The organism is Bacillus sp. JJ1532, from assembly GCF_036965085.1.
In the GTDB taxonomy this organism is placed as follows: Bacteria; Bacillota; Bacilli; order Bacillales; family Cytobacillaceae; genus Cytobacillus.
Genome location: NZ_JBALOW010000002.1, coordinates 1 through 20,341 on the forward strand (window position 1 = coordinate 1; position 20,341 = coordinate 20,341).

Annotated in this window: 15 protein-coding genes and 2 other annotated features; of the genes, 4 read left to right on the plus strand and 11 right to left on the minus strand. The window is 38.2% G+C overall.

The features are described 5' to 3' along the window. Positions 1 to 189: 189 nt before the first annotated feature. Positions 190 to 3,021, minus strand: a complete 2,832-nt coding sequence (locus V7122_RS00395; protein WP_335525320.1) for a M14 family metallopeptidase — start codon at positions 3,019 to 3,021, stop codon at positions 190 to 192. Positions 3,022 to 3,586: 565 nt separating this feature from the next. Here V7122_RS00395 and V7122_RS00400 point away from each other — a divergent pair. Next, complete coding sequence (locus V7122_RS00400) at positions 3,587 to 4,297, plus strand: anthrax toxin lethal factor-related metalloendopeptidase (RefSeq protein ID WP_335525321.1); 711 nt, start codon at positions 3,587 to 3,589, stop codon at positions 4,295 to 4,297. A gap of 234 nt (positions 4,298 to 4,531) precedes the next feature. Here the strand turns inward: V7122_RS00400 and V7122_RS00405 are convergent, their stop codons facing one another. Further along, complete coding sequence (locus tag V7122_RS00405; RefSeq protein WP_335525322.1) at positions 4,532 to 5,428, minus strand: HNH endonuclease; 897 nt, start codon at positions 5,426 to 5,428, stop codon at positions 4,532 to 4,534. Between the two features lie 120 nt (positions 5,429 to 5,548). Next, positions 5,549 to 6,931, minus strand: a complete 1,383-nt coding sequence (locus tag V7122_RS00410) for a M28 family metallopeptidase (RefSeq protein ID WP_335525324.1) — start codon at positions 6,929 to 6,931, stop codon at positions 5,549 to 5,551. 443 nt (positions 6,932 to 7,374) lie between these two features. On the opposite strand from V7122_RS00410, the gene helD reads away from it, so the two are divergent. Further along, complete coding sequence (gene helD / locus V7122_RS00415; protein ID WP_335525326.1) at positions 7,375 to 9,717, plus strand: RNA polymerase recycling motor HelD; 2,343 nt, start codon at positions 7,375 to 7,377, stop codon at positions 9,715 to 9,717. Positions 9,718 to 9,814: 97 nt separating this feature from the next. Here helD and V7122_RS00420 read toward each other — a convergent pair whose 3' ends face one another. Beyond that, on the minus strand, positions 9,815 to 10,003 hold the full coding sequence (locus V7122_RS00420) for a hypothetical protein (RefSeq protein WP_335343809.1): 189 nt from the start codon (positions 10,001 to 10,003) through the stop codon (positions 9,815 to 9,817). 84 nt (positions 10,004 to 10,087) lie between these two features. Between V7122_RS00420 and V7122_RS00425 the strand changes: the two genes are divergently transcribed. Beyond that, complete coding sequence (locus V7122_RS00425) at positions 10,088 to 10,474, plus strand: RidA family protein (RefSeq protein ID WP_335343810.1); 387 nt, start codon at positions 10,088 to 10,090, stop codon at positions 10,472 to 10,474. 41 nt (positions 10,475 to 10,515) lie between these two features. On the opposite strand, the gene V7122_RS00430 is transcribed toward V7122_RS00425, so the two are convergent. The 6 genes from V7122_RS00430 to V7122_RS00455 form a co-directional block, all read right to left on the minus strand. Beyond that, complete coding sequence (locus V7122_RS00430) at positions 10,516 to 11,430, minus strand: phosphotransferase family protein (RefSeq protein ID WP_335525327.1); 915 nt, start codon at positions 11,428 to 11,430, stop codon at positions 10,516 to 10,518. 443 nt (positions 11,431 to 11,873) lie between these two features. Continuing rightward, entirely contained in the window at positions 11,874 to 13,784 is a 1,911-nt protein-coding gene (gene thrS / locus V7122_RS00435) for a threonine--tRNA ligase (RefSeq protein WP_438824754.1), read from the minus strand. A 47-nt stretch (positions 13,785 to 13,831) separates the two neighbouring features. Beyond that, positions 13,832 to 14,054: a binding site (T-box leader), on the minus strand. A 37-nt stretch (positions 14,055 to 14,091) separates the two neighbouring features. Further along, positions 14,092 to 14,314 (minus strand) — a binding site (T-box leader). Between the two features lie 112 nt (positions 14,315 to 14,426). Then, positions 14,427 to 15,053, minus strand: a complete 627-nt coding sequence (locus tag V7122_RS00440; RefSeq protein ID WP_335482879.1) for a fumarylacetoacetate hydrolase family protein — start codon at positions 15,051 to 15,053, stop codon at positions 14,427 to 14,429. Between the two features lie 170 nt (positions 15,054 to 15,223). Continuing rightward, positions 15,224 to 16,513 carry an aminotransferase class V-fold PLP-dependent enzyme gene (locus V7122_RS00445; RefSeq protein WP_335525330.1) on the minus strand — a complete coding sequence of 430 codons (1,290 nt, stop codon included), beginning with the start codon at positions 16,511 to 16,513 and terminating at the stop codon, positions 15,224 to 15,226. A gap of 27 nt (positions 16,514 to 16,540) precedes the next feature. Next, positions 16,541 to 16,978, minus strand: coding sequence for a RidA family protein (locus V7122_RS00450; RefSeq protein WP_335525331.1), 438 nt, complete (start codon positions 16,976 to 16,978; stop codon positions 16,541 to 16,543). Next, complete coding sequence (locus V7122_RS00455) at positions 16,975 to 18,189, minus strand: pyridoxal phosphate-dependent aminotransferase (RefSeq protein WP_335525332.1); 1,215 nt, start codon at positions 18,187 to 18,189, stop codon at positions 16,975 to 16,977. Before V7122_RS00455 ends, V7122_RS00450 begins: the two co-directional genes overlap by 4 nt. 302 nt (positions 18,190 to 18,491) lie before the next feature. Between V7122_RS00455 and V7122_RS00460 the strand changes: the two genes are divergently transcribed. Then, positions 18,492 to 19,445, plus strand: a complete 954-nt coding sequence (locus V7122_RS00460; protein ID WP_335525334.1) for a LysR family transcriptional regulator — start codon at positions 18,492 to 18,494, stop codon at positions 19,443 to 19,445. A gap of 135 nt (positions 19,446 to 19,580) precedes the next feature. On the opposite strand, the gene V7122_RS00465 is transcribed toward V7122_RS00460, so the two are convergent. After that, positions 19,581 to 20,033 carry a GNAT family N-acetyltransferase gene (locus V7122_RS00465; protein ID WP_335525335.1) on the minus strand — a complete coding sequence of 151 codons (453 nt, stop codon included), beginning with the start codon at positions 20,031 to 20,033 and terminating at the stop codon, positions 19,581 to 19,583. Positions 20,034 to 20,341: the final 308 nt, after the last annotated feature.

Consider the following 20,341-nt stretch of genomic DNA (forward strand, 5'->3'; position numbering starts at 1 on the left):
CCTTAACTATTTGAACATTTTGTGAATATTTGAACTTATTTGCTGATTTTAATATAACAGGGGTTACTTGTGGGGGAGGAATCGAAACAAGTTTAAAATTTTATCTCAACAAAACAAAACGGAAGCAGGATGCTTCCGTTTTGTTTTATACTTTACTGAGTTAAACTTTACCTTAATGGCTTCTAACCTCTAATCCCTATCTCTACCTTTCTCAAAGAACGACTTTTCTACTTTATTGTTCTGAACCTTTCCTTCATTCCCCTTCACTTTAACTTTCTCATTGCCATTGCCTTTCTTGCTAACCTCAGAGCCTACGGATGCATAGATGCTATTGGCGATAAGTCGATAGCTATATTGAGTATGAGCTCTAAAGGCAAGGTCATTGGCAAAAAGGGTAATCGTACTGTCTTTAAAATTTTTAGTGAAAGCAAGTGTTTGACCCTTTGCCTTCTCATGTCCAGGCCACCAGCCAGCAACATAGAAATCATCAGAATCACTGAAAGATGCCAATACTTCTGCGTCAGCAGGAACGGAAGTGATCCATGCCCCTGTCGTTGAATAGAGCAGCTCATCCTTCTGGTAACCGGAAGTCAATACATGATCATTAACAACTGCTTTAAATAAACCTTCATGACCATTTTCTGTTCGACCAAAATCAAATCCAGGAAGTAATCCACTATTTTTCACAGCGTTCATGGCAGTTACACCGATCCCTACATAGGACTTTCCAGACAGCATATCGCCATTAATGGCTCCACCATAGCTGACAATGACATCGGCTTCTTCCGGATTAACTAAATTAAATCCAAGCTCCTTTAGCGTAAAATTCAACTGAGAGGAACCAGTTGCCGCAACACGTGGCTGACTCAATTGTTCTGTTTTCACTTGATTGGAATTGCCTACAGGCTTGGCTTCAAAATAATAGTTTTTACCGTATTGCTGAAGATCTTTTGTGCTGACAATAAAGTCACCTTTAGATACGCCAGCCTTTGTTTCAGTTGCTCTTTCGATCACAACATTATTTTTCAGCAGTTCATTCACTAGTTTAATCGTGTCATTATTGGAATTGGCTAACACTTGCTTAGGTCCATTTCCTACCACATTACCTGTTGGAGTGGTTACATTTACAACCTTTGTTGTGTTATTAGCAAATGCACCTGGGACACGAATTTCCTGCACATCAAAACCTCTAAGTTCAGGAAAATTGACAACAATTGGATCGTACATAGCAGCCCAGTCTGACGCATTTTCACCCTTATAAAGCATCGCATTTGCCAGTCCGCGTTTAGCCTGCTTCATGGAAACAACAAATGTCCCTTTCGGATACATCGTCCCATTTACTTTGATATTTTTCGTTGTTTGCTCAACCTTCACACCATTGCGGAGTAAATAGTCTATCATTTTATATGCTTCTAGCTTATTCTTTTGCTCCTTCTCATCGGTCGGAATGACATAATAATCTGGGAAGAAGTTAGCATGTTCTCCTCTAACCCGGCCAATCGAATCACCTTTAGCATTCACAAAATATTCGTCTACTGCGCGATTATCCTCCCCGTTTACGCCACGCGCAAAGATCTCAAGCTGGTTTTTATATAATTCATCCTTGTTATCAGTGACAAACTTGGTTGCACCCAGCCCTACTCCTACCATCGCATGATAAGAATCTTGACTTAATGTAGGCACTTCAACCGTATGCCCCAATGAGCCATGAAGCATCGCATACATTGGAGTATAAGCTGGCGTCATATCATCCCAGCCATCCTCCCATGCTTCCGCAGGAATAAAATAAGAGGTTAAGCTCGAATTGCCAATCCCAGCTTGTCCCATTGCATGAGCCTGATCAATCATCGTGTTATAAAGCAGGTCATACTCATAGTTAGGGTTATGCGGCGGTGTTGTTGGTTCAACTAAAAATCCGTTAACATAACCATGCATATCAACGAAAGACAGTGGAGTCCATTTGGCAATTTCTTGCGTTATCTGCTGTGTTTCAACTTGTGTCTGATAATGGTTGTCACGATTTAAGTCAAACCCATTGGCATTCGCTCTAGTGTTAGCAACCCTTCCATCAGGATTGTTTGTAAACATGTAAAGGAAAATGACATCATCGAGAACCTCGTCCACTTTTAACGTTTCAGTTCTTTCTTTGTCTCCTTTGCCCGTTTTAAACGTTACCTCATCCTCAAGAGCAAACTTCCTTAATAGTTCAACGGAAGTATCAACCCCCTCTACTTCATCGGGATGAATATTGTTCAACCAAATGGGCACCTGATAGTCTCCCATGGTTCCAGATTCTAATTTTTCGATTAAATTTTCAGGGTTCTCTAATGCGGTCGGCAGTGTTTCATTTAAATACTTATCAACGGCGTTTTTATTTTTTGCTAGGATAACGAAGTGAAGATCACGTCCCTGTACTGTCTTACCTAGACTTTGATACTCGAGGTAGCGATTATTTGCCGGATCGGACGTTGCTTGTCCAAAGATTTGGTCAATCGCTGGCTTGATTTGATCGTAAAATAAGAATTCATCATATACATTAAGCTTTACTGTCGTTGCAGCCTTCATCTTACTCTCAGAATTCATTAATGCTAATTCATAATCGCCGATAAATTGTTGATATTGTGTTCGAATTGTTCTGTTTGATAGATTACTAGTGTTAAAAAGAAGCCCGAATTCCAAAGTGGCTTCAATCTTAGTGGTCCCATCAACAAAGTGTGGTTCTTTTTTTACTGTAATAAAGGGGGCACCGTTATAATTGGTACCGCTTGTCCATTTTTTCCACTCGGAAATACTTTTTCCGCCAAATGTCCATTCTAATTTAGTTAAATCTACTTCCTCGCCAAAATCAGCTTGTACCTCTACTGTGCGAACCTCAGTTAATGAAAACAGAGATCTACTTGCTTCTAGGTTTACAAGCTTGGCCTCTTCCGCTGCTTCAATGGCTGAAACGGGGAAGGCCGTTTGGGCAAATAAGGATAACATCATAATAAATGCCACCAAGCCCGCAAAAAGCTTCTTCATAAAATCATCCTTTCTACTTTTATATAGACACCACAGTTAAATATATCGAAATATTCAGTGAATTATTGTCGGATTTTTTGCAAAAACATATGTATCGCTCGACAATTTGTGCAATTTCAATTTCAAATCATGTATGCCATAAAGATATTTTCTTGTAAAACCCCAGCCACTGTTGATGAATTTGCTAATACTTCTCCTTAAAAAGAGAAGTTGTGAGAAAGTATTATAGTCGTGATGGAAGAGTTTGCTGAATGGTCAAACAATCAAATTTATATAATTGAAGAATGAAAGGGTCTGTTTACAAATTTGGAAGTAAATAGGAAAGCGAAAAAAACACCAAATAACGCTATATCCGAAGGGGTGGATCTTTTTAATTAACTGGGGTATTACCAATATTTTTGTTGATAGGACCCCTTTTTTATTTTTCTAAATTTATATTCATACTTTTTTCAATGAAAAAGAGAACTATCATAGGTACTTAATCCTGAAATGAACAATCATGAAGGGGAAAGGTGTAACACGGAGAATATCTAACTTATAAACTACCAAATTTAGGAGGAGTAATATGAAGAATATTCTATTGAACGGAAAAAAGGCATTTTCCACGTTATTATTGGCGACAGTAATAACATTCTCTTTTTCTACTGCAGCATTAGGGGAATCCGGAACTACTCAATCACTTAAAATGAACAATGTTCTTGAAAGGGTGGTGACGGTTGAAACAAAGGGGGATTATGATCAGGAAGAGACTTTAAATATGGTTAATCGTCTCTGGAGCATTCCCACTAATATTTTGAATGGCATGTATAAGCAAGGGGTTCAGGTTAAACTGATCAATTTCCCTCTTACTGATTTACCAGAATACGAACATTTAAAGGGAGTCGTTCCTAGAGGATGGGAACATACTCCATATACTTGGGATGATGTTCCAGGTGTGGGAGGGCAGACGGTTGTTGCACGAATTGGCTATAGCTATAAAAAAATGCATAGTTCTGTAAACCTCGAGCTTCATGAAGTAGCTCATGCAATTGATCGTTATGTATTTGATAATATTAGTTACTCAGATGAGTTCACTAATATTCACGCTATAGAGAAAAAGGATTTTCTTGACAATGTCTATTTCGATTACAAGGAAGAATATTTCGCTGAATCCTTTGCTTATTTTTATGCTGGTCCTGAAACGAAGGCTAAGTTAAAAGAAAAAGCTCCATTAACTTATAAATTTATTAATGAGCTTCAAAGAAATATCCCTTCAGAAAAGCATTCAAATCAGTAGAATGATAGAAAAGCCAATGCGATCGAATGACCCGATGAATATAGGACAGATTCAAAGAACATTCATTCATCTCTCTAATAAAAGGGCTGTTGCACGGTAATGGGCTTTCTAGTTTAGAAAAATTCACAAAAAGCAGGTATCCATTAACTAGAAAAAAAGCAAGGATAGATAACCTTAACGTTTATCTATCCTTACCCTTCTATTCTTAAATTTGATTATTAGAATGAAAGCAAGTTATCGATAATTACTTCCTCCGCCCCAAATTTCTCTTCCGCCAGTATGACCAGTGTTTTGATGAATATCTTCATCTACTAATTGTAAAACACCAGGCTGTTCGTTATGATGCCATACATACCCCTCAGGAGTTACACCATTTTCAAGACCTCTTATATCCTCTGAAGATAAACCAAACTCTCTTGCTAGACTAGGATTCTCTTGAATCGATTGATATAATGTTTCGTTTGCAATACTAAAATGAGTGCGGTCACTTTCCAAGTAAACCTCTTCAGCTAAAACGACACTAAACTGTGATTCAAATACAGGGAAGGTACCCGTTTGCAGATCACCATTCGGCAATTCAATCGTCTTTTGTTCAAAAGAAACACCTGTCTCTGCGTGTTCGAGCCCACCTAAGTGACTATTTCTCGTATCAATTTCTTCTGCTTGAACCGTATCAGCGCCATCAATAATATCAATGACTCCTACAGCAAAAGTAGTAACAACTGCTACCTTACCAAGGTTCTTTACTCCTTGAAGGATTTGTTCTTTATCTTTATTTTTCAACCCCTGTAGGGTAATTCCTGCGCTTTTCGCTGTATATTTTATGCTAGATCCAATCCCTTTGACGGTTCGGCCTGTAGAATCTTTCATATCATTCCAGCCTTTGTTTTTATGATAATCATCTTGCTTTACAACTCCATAAGCCCCACGAATAGCTCCATCAGCGAATTGCGAAACGGAATCCACTGCGCCTTTAGAAGCATCTACCACACTGTTCCCCACGTCTGCAACATATTTTCCTAGTTCCTCGTTCTTAACGGAGACTGCTTTACTGACGACCTTTACTCCGCCTTTCGCCGCTTCCCCTACAACTGTATTGACTACTTTTCCAATCCCCCGTAAAATGACCATTTCGCACTCTCCATTAACCAGTTTTAGGATAATTGTACCATATTGGCTGAAATTTGTTTTTATTTTTGGAGAGCTCAATGAAAAGAGAGAAGTGCTGGACACACTTCTCTCAGGTTTCTATTAATTATTTCCAGGAGTTTTCTTCCTCACAACATCAAAAAGTCCTGATCCAATAATGTCTAAGGCAGACTGCATTCTCTCAACAGAGATATTATCCTCAATCGTATCTTGAGGTGTGTGGTAAACCTTTTCGATATGGTATACTAGCGGATTCCAGCTATCAATACCCATCCAGATGAATAGGGCTGCGGGAATACCTGCTTGATGGAAAGGCACATGGTCACTAGATCCGAACGTACCTGGAAGAATATCTGAATTTCCTAATCTAGCACCTGCTTCACCGGTAGAATCTGTAACGATATTCGTGCTTCCATCAACCGTCATCGCATAGAGATTATTTGCTTTATCATAATTGGTTGCCACCATATCAGGGACAAAAACAGCTTCAATTTGATCCCTTTGATCCTGTGTCAATTGCTGTACATAATATCTCGAACCTAGCAAACCTCTTTCTTCGGAACCAAAGGCAATAAATTTCAGCGTTTTATCCGTATTATACCCTTTATAAACACGAGCAAGTTCAAGCATCAAGCCAACACCTGAAGCATTGTCATTTGCACCCGGCGCTCCAACTACGCTGTCATGATGCGCACCGAGAATGACTTCTTTCACATTTGGATCCTTAGATTTAGCTTCCTTTGTCGCAATGACGTTCACGGATTGGAGATTGGAATAATGCTTCGCGGTTAAACTAATTTCCACTGCACCTTTCTCCATCTGTTCCTTCAGCCATTCCCCTTGGATAAATGCAGCCCCAAATACTGGCACATCATATTTAGTTGTCAAACTTGGGTTAAACGTCTGACCGTAATTTCCTCGGCTTCCTACTAAGCTCTGAAGAATAACACCTGCTGCTCCAGCTTGAACCGCATTTTCTACTTGTGCACGGTAATCAGCAGTAGAAGCTGCTCTTGCCATCAACACGACTTTCCCGCTAACATCGGAAAAATCGCTGGCACTTGTTCCGCCTTCAACATATACAACTTCAGCTTTTACAGCTGTATCACTTACAACCCCATTTGGTGCAGCAGCCATTTCCCATGCTGTTCCATTAGAAAATCCGACATTGGCTATGTATTGGTCAGCAACAGGAAAATATTGATACTCTACATCATATCCATAGCTTTTTAACGTTTTTGCGATGTAGTCAGCTGATTTTTTCTCAGCTTCCAGTCCCCCTGGTCTTGTACCAATTTCCTTAGATAAATATTTGATGTGTTCAATAGCACGCTCCGCATCCACTCTTGCGACTATTTTTTGATCTTGAGAATACGTGGATTTCCCTTTTTCGCCTTCAGCTGGTGCAGCATATCCGACCGAACTGAATGCAAGTGAAGCTACTAATACCGTTGCTAAAACTTTTGGCATTTTACGATTCCTCATACTTTGAAACCTCCCTATTTAATAGATTATTATTAGTAAATTTAGTATAGTCGGAATATTATTAGGAGGTAAGAGTATTAATTCCTAATATTCTGATAACAATCATATCCTTTTAGGAGGAAAGATTTGCTCCTAAAGACCTTTATTAGAGGAGTTTCAACAATGCAAAAAGCAAAAAACCAGCAAAGCTATTTGCTCAACTGGTTCCTTTTTAACACGTATTCATATTATAAGATATTATTAAAGTCATTTATCTTGAAATAAATTTACAGCAAAGATCCGTCAATTGTTCAATATACATTGATAAAATTGAAAAACTGTGATAAATTAGTTTAGAAACACATAAATAATAGGTACGAAATCAAACTATCCCAATTTTAATTTTACAATATACTCCCCTATTTGTCAACTCTAATTTCATTTTTTCTAAAGGAGTGCTTGGTATGAACAATGAACTACGTCAGGAGCAGGAACGATTAGATAGCGTAATCGAAACAATCACAGAACAAATCGATAAGCTGGAAAACGAAACTGGCCGGCGCCGAAAAGAAGTAGTTAATATTCGGAAGCACTTTTGGGATGATGTCAAAGTAAATATAGATACATTTGACGATTATCTTGAGACAATCATTGGCTTAAGACAACAGGCACAGGACTTGGCCGTAAACCAAAGCACCCACAGGCACGCCTTCAATCGGCTATCCGTACTGCGCCGTATGGAGGGTATCCCTTATTTCGGCCGGATCAACATCACTGAAGAAGGAACTTCAACACCAGAAAAAATTTATATCGGCATCACAACACTTACAGATACAAGCGGCGAGAACTTCCTGATCTACGACTGGAGGGCACCCATTTCGAGTGTTTACTACGATTTCCCGCCTGGTCCGGCCGAGTACGTCACACCAGGAGGAGTCATACACGGATTATTGAACGAAAAGTGGCAATATATTATCCGAGATGGTGTTATCGAATCAATGTTCGACACAAGCCTTACCATCGGGGACGAAATATTGCAGCAGGTACTCGGAAAAAGCACAGACAAACATATGCACAGCATAGTGGCTACCATTCAACAGGAGCAAAATCGGATTATCCGACACGACCATGGACGGCTACTTATTGTTCAAGGTGCCGCTGGCAGCGGTAAAACCTCGGCCGCCCTGCAGCGAATCGCGTACTTGCTCTATAAGTATCGAGATTGGCTTAAAGCGGATCAAATCATTTTATTTTCGCCAAACGCTATGTTTAACCATTACGTTTCCAGAGTGTTACCAGAGCTCGGGGAAGAAAACATGCAGCAGGTTACATTTCAGGGATATTTAGATCATCGGTTGGGCAACGATTTTCAAGTGGAGGGTCCTTACGAGCAATTAGAATATGTGTTGACTGCGGCGGATGATCCTTCATATCGAATTAGGACTTCGAGTATTCGATTTAAGGCATCTACACGTTTTTTTGAGACAATTAAAACATTCAGACAGTCGCTGGAGTTATCGGGAATGGTCTTCAAAGGGATTAAATTTAGAGGAAAGCCACTCATCTCTTCCAAACAAATCTCAGAAAGATTTTATGGCAGCAACACCTCGCTTCGCTTTCATAACAGGATTGCGAAGTTGAAAGAGTGGCTATTAGAGCAAATAGATGAAACTGAAAAGCTCGAAATAACAAAGCAATGGGTACAGGAAGAAGTCGAGTTGCTTAGCAAAGAGGATTACCAAAAGGCATATTCCCACTTACAAAAAAAGCATGGGTTTAGTGAAGACTCTTTTGATGATTATGATAGAGAGCAGGAATTACTCGGGCGTATGATTGTTCGCAAGAAGTTGAAGCCGATTCGCAAATGGATTCGATCGCTTCAATTTATCAATATAACAGGAATATATAAGCAGCTTTTCACTGATCCAACTCGAATTAATCTGTGGATTGCGGGCAAAACACCTGAAGAATGGGAGGACATTTGCCTATCGACCGTGAAAATGTTAGATGAAGGCAACTTGTTTTACGAAGATGCTACTCCGTTTTTACTTTTGAAGGAGTTGATTCAAGGCTTTCAGACGAATACCGCTATCAAACACGTGCTTGTAGACGAAGCTCAAGATTATTCTCCGTTTCAGTTCGAGTTTTTGAAACGATTATTTCCTTCGGCAAGAATGACCGTGCTTGGCGACTTTAACCAAGCAATATTCGCCCATGCCAGCGAAATGGCCGATTTTCATACGCTTACTGGATTATACGGACCGGATGAAACGGATGCGATTAACTTGACCCTTAGCTACAGATCCACAAAACCAATTGTTGAATTTACCCGCAAACTGGTGCCCGGCGGCGAACGAATTACTGCTTTTGATCGCGATGGCGAGAAGCCTGTGCTGACTCAAGTGTCCGATCATGACGAACTGCATCACCGCATTGCCTCCAAAGTTGCTGAATTACAGGAGCAGCGGTATCATACGATCGCGATTATATGCAAATCCGCTGCAGAAAGCACAGCTGCCTATGAGGCTCTGAACAGCATCGAGGAAATCAAGCTCGTGAAAAGCGGCTCAATTGAATATGAACAAGGCGTTGTTGTCGTACCGGCGTATTTGGCCAAAGGCATCGAATTTGATGCCGTTATCATTTATGACGCTTCGGCGCAAGTATACGGCGATGAAAGTTTGCGTAGATTGTTCTATACTGCCTGCACAAGAGCTATGCATTATTTGCAGCTATACAGTGTAGAGGAACCAAGCCCCTTTTTGCGAAATGATACAGCGGAGAGTTATATTTTGAGTTTATCTTAAAATTAAGCTTTAGGTTATGAGATGACTGATAGAGGACTTTTATGGGATTATTATTTTAAGCGTCATAACTTTATTTGACCAATCGCTTCCTTCTCATTCATTCAGATAAGTAATAAACTAACAAGGCAATGCCTATTAAAACCATTCCTACTAAACCAGAATAAAGACCAAACCTAGTGCTTAGGGTATTAAAGCTTTTCCTATCTTGTACATTTGACCATGCACCGAGCGAAATACCAGAAATGATCATAAAAACTATACCAATGTTGAATAAGACCTTCACCATGAGACTGCCTCCTTTTCGCATAATCTATTAATGGGAATTTTTAAAAAACCTTCATAAATATAAAAGTTAAAAGGAGAATCCGTTTTGAATATAATAAAATCAAATCCTAATAATGTTGCTCCCCCCATCGCTCAATATCATCATGTAACCGTTGTACCTAGAGATGCTGAAATAATTGTGTTATCTGGTCAACTCGGAAATGATAAGCATGGGATCCTTCCAGCTGATATAGAAACGCAGTTTGCCAATGCACTTGAAAATATTAAATCCATTTTAAAAAGTGAAGGTGTAGACGTAAGCAATGTTTTCAAAGTGAATTTTTGGTTCACTGAAAGTATTAATAGAGAAATCTTTTTGGAAAAGTGGAGTGGATTTCATAATCAATCACCGCCCGCTACAACATTAGCATATGTCTCAGCATTAGCACGGCCAGAAATCAAGGTGGAGGTTGAGGCTTGGGCTGCAAGATAATATAAATTGGTTAAATAAGGGGCATTTTTTGCCCCCTTAATTTAACCAGTATATTTTTTTATTTCTTGGCTAAGTCCATTAACACGCTTGAGGTAATGTCCTCTTTTCCTAGAGTCTTGAATAAATGAAATAAACAAAATGGAAAGCATTAAAGCTGTATCTAATCGATAGATGGATTGAATGATTTCCTTTGTATTTTCAATAATCGCAACATCCTTATATCCCTTTAAAAATTCTTTCTCTGCTATTTCCTGTGATTCAGAAATTCTCATTAATTCCATAATTGGATCTCCGATAAAAGCATTATCCCAATCTAAGATTGCTTGAATCCTGCCATTTTTCCCTATTAAATTGGGCGGTCTTACATCAAGATGCAGAAGGGAATTGTTTGTTTGTGAAGTATTTAAAATCGCTTCCATTTCTTCTGTTGAAGGGATAACGATATTCGTGTTTATTAATTGACTTAGAGTTTGAGCACGTTCTGCTATTCTATGAGCAATAATACTGGATAATGTTTGTTCATTTTGATCTATTATGGATAATCCATCTAATGGGACTTTATGTATTTGGGATGTAAGTATGCCAATCTCGAAAGAAGAAATCTCTTGATCATCGCCTAGAACAAATTCAGAAACTAGAAAATTAATGTCATCACTTAAATAAAGCAGATGCACTTTTGGCACGGGTATATGATATTTCTGGCAATGCTCGGAGATGGCAGCTTCTTTTTTTAATGAAATGACGCCACTCGAATGTTTATCCATCATATTTTCTTCAGATCTCCATGGTGTTCTTATTGCGAGTTTCCCAAGATTCTTTTCTTTTACGAGAAATACAGCGTTTATGACACCATTTGCTAAAAAACTTATTTCATCAACTTTCCAATTTAAATGATTGGTTAATACATGATGAATACTGATTAGTAACTCTTCTATTTTTACTTTTGTTAAGTTCATTGGCTAAATTCCTTTTTAGTTTATATCTTGGTTTACGTTTTTAAATCTAGTAAAGTTTCAATGTTTTTCCTAAAAGGGAAAAAGCGCGTTTTTACCATCCATCGTTACCTTTGGACCTGGTTTCTTCATGCTGAAGGGAGTTATGAAGGCCTCTTAACCACCTTCCGCTTCTTTTTTTCTACACGAAGGGAGTTATAAATGCCTCTTAACTACCTTCTGATCCTTTTTTTCTACATGAAGGGAGTTATAAACGTCTCTTAACTCCCTTAGGCCTGTATTTTTAAGCTGAAAGGGAGTTATGAACCCCCTTTTTTCATATAAATGGAGTCATAACCGTATCTTGACTACCTTCAACAATATTTTTATCGTTCGAAGGTATCCATGAGCAATGTCAGGAAAGTTTTCACAAGGCAGCTTTGTTTCCTCCATCATCATTCCTAGTACTACAGAATTCTGTCCTTTATTTGAAGTAATATTTCTTTTTTAAAGTCCTCGAATAAAACAGTTTGAGATTGTGAAGACCCATGTTTTCTGACATTTACTGCTTTTTCTTTCGACTCTTGATCTCCCAGTATGAGCATGTATGAAATCTTCTGCATCTGTGCTTCTCTTATTTTGTATCCTAGCTTTTCATCACGATTATCAATCTCCACTCTGACTCCAGATTTCCGTAGTTCTGCCTGTATTTCTAAACAATAGTCTAAGTGAACCTTTGAAACAGGAATAATTTGAACCTGTGTCGGTGCCAGCCAAACTGGGAAAGCCCCAGCAAAGTGTTCGATTAATATCCCAAAGAAACGGTCGATAGATCCATAAATGGCTCGATGAATCACCACAGGGCGGACCTTTTCATTTTTTTCATTGATATAACTCAAATCAAATTTCTCCGGCATTTGAAAATCAAGCTGAATTGTTGCACATTGATGGCTTCGTTTTAAGGCATCTTTAATGTGAAAATCAATTTTTGGCCCATAGAAGGCACCATCGCCTTCGTTTAAGTGATAGTGGATCCCTAAATCCACAAGTACATTTGTTAATGCTCGTTCAGAAATTTCCCAAAGGCTGTCATCACCCATTGAATTATCAGGGCGAGTCGAAAGCTCCACTGAATACTCAAAGCCAAATGTGCGATATACTTGGTCTACTAATTGAAATACCTCCTTAATCTCACTTTCAATCTGATCCTCACGAACAAAAATATGAGCATCATCCTGACAAAAAGTGCGCACCCGAAGCATTCCATTTAAAGCACCACTGAACTCATGACGGTGAACTTGCCCAAACTCTGCCAATCGAATCGGCAAATCTCGATAAGAGTAGAGACTGTTTTTAAATATGAGCATATGCCCAGGACAGTTCATTGGCTTCATCGCAAACTTAGTTTGATCGACTTCGGAAAAATACATATTCTCATGATAATGATCCCAGTGTCCTGACCTCTCCCAAAGCTGCTGATTCATCATAAAAGGAGTCCGAACTTCATCATAATAAGCCTTGCTTTGAAGCTCTCGTGAAAAATTTTCTAATTCATTTCTAATAATCTGCCCTTTTGGCAAGTAAAATGGCATTCCCGGCGCTTCCTCGGAAAACATAAACAGCTCCAATTGTTTTCCTAGCTTACGATGATCTCGTTTGGCCGCTTCTTCTAAGAAATGTAAATACTCATCTAAATCCCTCTTCTTTATAAAGGCAACACCATAAACTCTTTGGAGAACCTCGTTTTGACTGTTACCTCGCCAATACGCACCCGATACACGAGTTAATTTAAATGCCTTTATCAAGCCAGTAGACGGAAGGTGTGGGCCTCGGCACAGATCAATAAACTCTCCTTGTTGATATAAAGTGATCTTTTCCCCTTTTGGAATGTCCTTTAATATTTCTAGCTTGAATGGCTCTCCTTTATCCTTAAACAACTTTTCAGCCTCTTCATAGGAAACCTCCATTCTTTTAATTTCTAAATTCTCGTTTATGATTTTTTCCATCTCTTTTTCGATTTCAAGTAAATCATCTGAAGTCAAACTGCGTTCCAATTTCAAGTCATAGTAAAATCCATCTTCAATTACAGGTCCTATCCCTAATTTTACCTTTCCATATATTCTTTGAACGGCTTGAGCCAGCACATGTGCTGAGGAATGTCTTAAAATTTGAAGTCCTTCTTCCGAATCAAGAGTTAAAACGGAGAGTTCAGCATCCTGTTCTAACTTGTGGCTTAAATCCACCAGCTTTCCATCTACCCTCCCAGCAACCGCATTTTTTCTCAAACTTGTACTAATGGACTCCGCAATTTCTTCCACAGTGATGCCATTTGAAAATTCCTTTATTTGTCCATCCTGAAATTGAACTTTAATACTCATATTGATTCACTCCTTTTTAAAAATAAAAAAACGCACTCATCCCTATCGCAAGGGACGAGTGCGTTATATACCCGTGGTTCCACCCAAATTCCCATAAGAAAAAACACTTATGGCTCTGGTGCTGTAACGCAGCATGGACGATATCAGCTACTAAAGTTCACCGATATAGCTTCAAGGCGGTAAATTATTTTCCTAAGCTAGGAAGTTCGCAGCTATCCTTCCCTCTCTGAAGGCCGTAAAAATAATTCATGTCCTCTTCATCGCAAAATTATTAATTTGTAAAATAAAAAACGCACCCATCCCTATTGCAAGGGACGAGTGCGTTATACCCGTGATTCCACCCAATTTCCCATAAGGAAAAAGATCCTTATGGCTCTGGTGCAGTAACGTTGCATAGACGGCATTGGATACTTAGTTTCCCCAATACAGCTCAAAGGTGGTAAGATACTTTTCTGCGTTAGGAAGATTTCAGCAAGCCTTCCCTCTCTGGAAACCGTTAAAGTAGCTCATGTCCTTATCCGTGCTTAAGTAAATGGATTTTTTATACATATTATTATAGATTACAAAAAATAGCAACGGATTTTTCAAATTAATTTTTGAAAAGCTATTTTCCTGTTAGTGTGTCCATCATTATTAAATAATCTAACCAAGCTTTATCGAACAACTTCCAAGAACTTGTTCCCCCCATAGTAGTGCAAGTTGATCCCCGTCCGATATGGGTCCAACCCCTTCAGGAGTGCCGGTAAAAAGAATATCGCCTTCATCAAGGCCAAAATGTAAGGCTGTGTAATCTATTAATGTTTGCATATCAAAAATCATGTCCTTTATATTACCGATCTGAACCTTTTCTCCATTCTTTAATAGAGAAAACTCTTTGCTTTTACATTCGTTCACACCAGGAAACTTGATGAATTCGCTTAATATTGCTGAGTTAGGGAAGCTCTTTGCTAATAGCCATGGATGTCCTTTTTTCTTTAATTCACTTTGAACATCGCGTAAAGTAAAGTCAATCCCAACAGCCATGCTGTCTACAAGGTCGTCAACTGTAGCTCCTTTTTCGTAAGGTTTGCCGATTCGAATGACTAATTCCACTTCAAAATGAATGGAGCCACGGTTTGCTGGTAACACGATTTCCTGACCATTGGCATAAGCCACTGCATGTGTAGTCTTTCCAAATAGAAAAGGAAATTTAGGAATTTCATTATTTAATTCTTTTGCATGTAGCGCATAGTTTCTTCCTACACAATATACATTTTTGATTGTTTGCATTGGTGATCCCCCGAATATTATTGTTTTTAATAAAACTTCCCTTACCTTTTACTTCCTAAATTAATTATAAGTTAGCCTTTAATGAAAAGATAATTTTTCTGTTAAAAGGCAGTAATTCCATTTTTAATAGCCTTTACTTAGTTAAGCAAAGGCTATTTCAACTTCTGCTATTAGATTCGATTTTCAACAATTTTCTTAGTGACTATTAAAAACTTCTCTATTTCTTCAGTGCTATGGCAATGAAGAGGAGATACTCTAACTGTTCCTGTTAAACCAAAGGACTCCATCATCCTTCTTGAATAAATACTTGATACAATACGTTCAAAAACGATTACACCATTCTTTTCATATTCTTTGACAGCCTCAGCATGGTCTATGCCATCTATGCTAATGGCTACAATGAAATCCCTTTTGGATAAATCTTCATAATCCAGATGTACAGTTATACCAGGAATATTTCTTAGCCCGCTTACATAATCTGTTCCATTTAACAAGATTTCTAAGAGTGCTCTTTCCTGCAAAGCAATCCTGTTCATCCCCTCAACAAATAGGGTTCTTCTATCTTGTTCATCGGAAAACTTGCTCCCAATCCAACAGACGTAATTAACAATCTCACTGAGTGCTGCAAAATGAGCTGGAACAGGACTGCCTAATTGTAAATCTCCATCTTCTTTTCCATATAATCTGTGGTGAGGCAATTTTGCAGCCCTTTCAGATATATAAGCAATTCCACATCCACGGACACCGAAAAATTTATAAGGAGCAAAATTCATTGCGTCAACAGGGGTTTTTTCAATGTCGATTATTCCGTGCGGGGCATGTTGCACGGCATCTACAACAATAAATAAATCGGGCTTTTTCTTTCTCGCCTCTTTTACAATTGACTCAATATCCAAAATCGCCCCAGAAACATTTGAAGCATAAATAACGCTTAACAAAATAGTATCCTGATCGATTAGCTTAGTAATTTCTTCTACATCTACTCCTCCAGTAACCAAATTCGTCTTGGCGACCCGAAGTTCTTTCCCTAATTTATTCGCATAGAATTTTGCAGAATCAAATGCAGATGGGTGTTCAAGTGCTGTCGTCACAATATTTGTTCCCTCTGTATTCTCAGCAATCACACCAGTTATTTCAAATATCGCCTGGGAGGCAGAAAAATATGTGTTAATGCTTCCATCTTTTGCATTGAAAATGGTTCTGATATCATTAATTCCTTTTTGTTCTATTTCCAATAAATATTTAGATGTTTCGTGCCCTCGCATTGGACAATTCGGAATAGAATCTACCTCATTGAATCTCTCTGTTGCTTTTTTTAACCTGAAAGATCCCCCGGCGTTATCGAAAAATAGTCTTTCTTTTTTTTGAAATGGATCAGTTTCAATAGATGAAAATTGCTCTCTTATTTCACTAAGGATATCATTGTTAAATAAAATTCCTTCATTATAAACTTTAATCATCTTCAGATAACCTCCATTAATATATCTTCATGAAGAAACAGCAGCAATCAATTGAATCTCAACCGGTGCATTGCCTGGCAATGATGCAACACCTATCGCAGCGCGGCTCCCTATGCCTACGCTTCCTAATTCTTGGTATAAATACTCAGAAGCAAAGTCTGCAAGGCTAGAATGTGCTTCGAATGTTTCTTCTGCATTAATGTAAACGTTGAGTGCGAGTATTTGCACTAGTTGTTCTCGTTCCGAAAGTCTATTCTTGGCGGCAGTAAGTGCATTTGCAGCTGCTTGCTTGACTGCTTCTTGATAGAACCCAATCGGCTGCTCAGCACTAACTTTTCCAATTTGAATCAGTACGCCATTTTTTCTTGGAGTCATTCCAGCGGTATAGATAAGGTTTTCAAACCGTGATGCCAGAGCATATTTTCCCTGCGGAATTGGATTAGCATTTTCCTTCATCATACTCATTTACGATACTCCTCCACTACCTTTATGACACGGTCAATTGCGTCAACTGCCGCTTTATGATTCTGTGAAAAGTTTATACGGAAGCTGTCGATGAATTGTGGGCCAAATTCTGTACCGGGCGTTACAGTAACAGCAGCTTGGAGGCGAAGTATCTTCACGAAATCATTTATTGAAACATCTAATTCAGGAAGTCTTGGGAATAGGTAGCTGCCTGCCTCCGTGGCTCTCACTTTAAAACCCTCAGCAGCGCGTAATTTTGCAAGAAGATCATCACGGATTGACTGGTGCTGGTAAATACGTTCCCTCATCCATCCATCCGGCTCGGCAAACCAAGATTTCAATACGGCTTGGCTATAGCCGCCCGCACGAAGAGATACTATGGCCTGAAGTTTTTCCATTCGGTCAATTATTTTAGCTGATCCGAATGCTACACCTAGCCTGTACCCGCTTAACGACTCTGTTTTCGATGGCCCCATGATGGTAATGACATTTTCGGGATCTACAATATTCTGCGCACATAGGTGCGTATAGGTCCGTCCCTCAAAAATCTGACGTGAGTACAGTTCATCCACGATAACTGTTGCTCCATACTCCTGTGCAAGTTCTGCAATCCTACGAATTTCATCCTGTGAATAAATGACCCCTGTAGGATTATTAGGATTAGAGAATAAAAAGAGTTTAACTCCCGACTTAAACGCGTCCTCCAACTGAGTTATATCCAACCCTGCGGAAGTGTCTGTCTTGAAATAGTCCAACTGAATTGGAACTATTTCACCGTCAAAGTATTCAACTAGTTTTCGGTTGGCAAAATAGTCTGGTACTACAATTGCAACCTTATCTCCTCTAGAAATGGTAGATCCCATTGCTAAGAAAAGTGCTCCCTGTGTTCCTGGAGTAATAATAAAATTCCGGTCTGCGTTAATCGTTGTCCCCATGTAATCTGAAAGCTTCTCGGCTACATTCTCCCGGATCATTTTACTTCCACGATACTCGGTGTAGGCCTGCTTGCCGCCAAGATGAACGCCTTCGATGAATACATCTAATGAGCCTGGAATTGGCTCAAAAGCGTCTACATCACCGTGCGAAAAATCAACCGGTGTACCGGGAATTTTCTCACCACGCAGTTCAACCTCATTTGTGCTTTGGCGTACTTCTTGTCCAGGTGCATATTCAGCGCCAAGTTTTTTAAACTTCTCTTCTACTAAATTCATGATCGTCCCTCTCTTTCATTTTGTTTATGAATATTTTATATTTACCTAATTTTTCTATATTGGTCTTTTATATTATAATCATAAGTGATTCTTACTCATTAACTCCAATATGAAAAAGTTAATAACGATATATATTTTTCTTTATACTCATAAAAAGGGATAGGGAATTTGGATAAAATCCACTATCTCCTATGAAACTATTCAGGGTATGGAATCTTATTCTCAAAAACTCTCTATTTGGAAATATTAAGATCTTTTTACATAAACAGCTAAAAATACTCAAGCAAGGAAGAAGGGTAATTATGCTAAAAAATATGTATTACGTTTATGCGGTTTATTTAAACAATAGTTTTTCTAAAGCAGCTGAAGAATTATATATTTCACAACCAGCACTTAGTGCAGCGATTAAAAAGGTAGAAGACGAAATCGGACTTCCTATTTTTGACAGAAGTAGTAATCCAGTACAATTAACAGCAGCAGGTGAATATTATATTGAATCTATAGAGAAAATCATGAGTATAGAGAAAGAAATGAGATCATATTTTAATAATTTATTGGATAATAATCGGGGGACCATCAATATTGGGGGTGCTTCCTTCTTTTGCGCTTATATTTTTCCAACAATCGTACAAGAGTTAAAAGTAGAATATCCAGATTATACCTTGAATCTCATGGAGGCAAATGCAGATGATTTAATGAAGTGTCTGCGTTCAGGTATTGTTGATATTATTATAGATGTTGAAAAAAGAGATCCTAAAATCTTTGATTCTTTTGTTTGGGCTGAGGAACAAATTTTGCTGGCGGTTCCGTCATTCTATGAAGTTAACAATATATTAGGAAAGTATCGTCTAACTTTCGAGGATGTGGCTAGCGGTCAATATTTAAGTGAAAAATATCCTAAGGTGAGTCTAAAAGAATTTGAAGATGAAAATTTTTTATTATTGAAAAAGGGAAATGATATGCATACGAGAAGCTTAAAAATGTGCAGAAAGGCAGGCTTCACTCCTAAAGTATCAATGTATCTTGATCAGTTACTTACTTCCTATTATATTGCTTGTAATGGAAAAGGAATTACTTTCGTACGCGCTGGAGTTACTCGTTACTTAGAAGAAACAAATAAGTTGTTCTTTTACAAAATTGATGATGAACATTCATATCGAAATATTATGTTGTATTATAAGAAATCGCATCCACTTTCCAAAGCCTGTATGGATTTTATTAAATTTTTGAATAAGAAAAAGCCTGTTGGCATTTAGTTTGCGAGTAAACCAAATTCATTCGAAAAAATAAAGGTCATCGGGATAATATTTCCGATGGCCTTTTAGATTGATTTAAGGCACTATTTAGCTGAAAAAAGTAATGCTTAGCCGAGCTGTTCGATAATTGTTCTATTAATTTACATATTTAATAACGGCCATTTCTTTTCCGAACCGATCACCATTATCTACAAATCCCAAACTTTTATATAAACTATGAGCTCCTATATTATCTGGGTGATATCCTACAACAATTTTTTTCGCATTTGGCAATTTTGCCATCTCTGAAATCATTAACTCAGTTGCAGTTCTGGCAATACCCATACCCTGGTACTCTTTATCTACCATAATCCTATAAATCCAATAACCATCAAGTTCTTCCTGAACAGAATTATACATTAAAAACCCCACTACTTTTTCATCTAAATAAATGGCATATGGTTTTAAAGTAGGTTCAAACTTCGACTGGGCTATCGAAATTGCATTAGGCTCCATATATTCAATTTGTTCTTTAAATACCTCTAATTTACAGCATTCATACCAGTTTTCCGTATTTAATTCCACAATTTTCACTTTGCCTGTATTCATTATTTTTCCCCTTCCAAATTTAGAGGAAACCCTAAGCAACCTTTTAATTAGGCGTTATCCCCATATAGTGTTTTGTGCTCAAAAATTTTATAATTGTCATAATGATCGCCCCCTTAACAAAATTTTCCTAAAAACCACCTTTTTAATTATACTATATTTTCCTTTTTTATTTCTGCTCAATAGGTGGATTTTTCTACGATATTAATCGTATATTGCTTTATCTAACCTCAGCCAATATCGGATCATGAACGTTCATAGTGAGCGTTTTCTTCTAGTCTCATAGAAAATGAGCGCCATGAACGCTTTAT

What these genes read in the sequence shown, in the direction of transcription:
- V7122_RS00395 (WP_335525320.1), bottom strand. Translation starts at nt 3,021, where the DNA reads ATGAAGAAGCTTTTTGCGGGCTTGGTGGCATTTATTATGATGTTATCC.
- V7122_RS00400 (WP_335525321.1), top strand. Translation starts at nt 3,587, where the DNA reads ATGAAGAATATTCTATTGAACGGAAAAAAGGCATTTTCCACGTTATTA.
- V7122_RS00405 (WP_335525322.1), bottom strand. Translation starts at nt 5,428, where the DNA reads ATGGTCATTTTACGGGGGATTGGAAAAGTAGTCAATACAGTTGTAGGG.
- V7122_RS00410 (WP_335525324.1), bottom strand. Translation starts at nt 6,931, where the DNA reads ATGAGGAATCGTAAAATGCCAAAAGTTTTAGCAACGGTATTAGTAGCT.
- helD (WP_335525326.1), top strand. Translation starts at nt 7,375, where the DNA reads ATGAACAATGAACTACGTCAGGAGCAGGAACGATTAGATAGCGTAATC.
- V7122_RS00420 (WP_335343809.1), bottom strand. Translation starts at nt 10,003, where the DNA reads ATGGTGAAGGTCTTATTCAACATTGGTATAGTTTTTATGATCATTTCT.
- V7122_RS00430 (WP_335525327.1), bottom strand. Translation starts at nt 11,430, where the DNA reads ATGAACTTAACAAAAGTAAAAATAGAAGAGTTACTAATCAGTATTCAT.
- thrS (WP_438824754.1), bottom strand. Translation starts at nt 13,784, where the DNA reads ATGAGTATTAAAGTTCAATTTCAGGATGGACAAATAAAGGAATTTTCA.
- V7122_RS00440 (WP_335482879.1), bottom strand. Translation starts at nt 15,053, where the DNA reads ATGCAAACAATCAAAAATGTATATTGTGTAGGAAGAAACTATGCGCTA.
- V7122_RS00445 (WP_335525330.1), bottom strand. Translation starts at nt 16,513, where the DNA reads ATGATTAAAGTTTATAATGAAGGAATTTTATTTAACAATGATATCCTT.
- V7122_RS00450 (WP_335525331.1), bottom strand. Translation starts at nt 16,978, where the DNA reads ATGAGTATGATGAAGGAAAATGCTAATCCAATTCCGCAGGGAAAATAT.
- V7122_RS00455 (WP_335525332.1), bottom strand. Translation starts at nt 18,189, where the DNA reads ATGAATTTAGTAGAAGAGAAGTTTAAAAAACTTGGCGCTGAATATGCA.
- V7122_RS00460 (WP_335525334.1), top strand. Translation starts at nt 18,492, where the DNA reads ATGCTAAAAAATATGTATTACGTTTATGCGGTTTATTTAAACAATAGT.
- V7122_RS00465 (WP_335525335.1), bottom strand. Translation starts at nt 20,033, where the DNA reads ATGAATACAGGCAAAGTGAAAATTGTGGAATTAAATACGGAAAACTGG.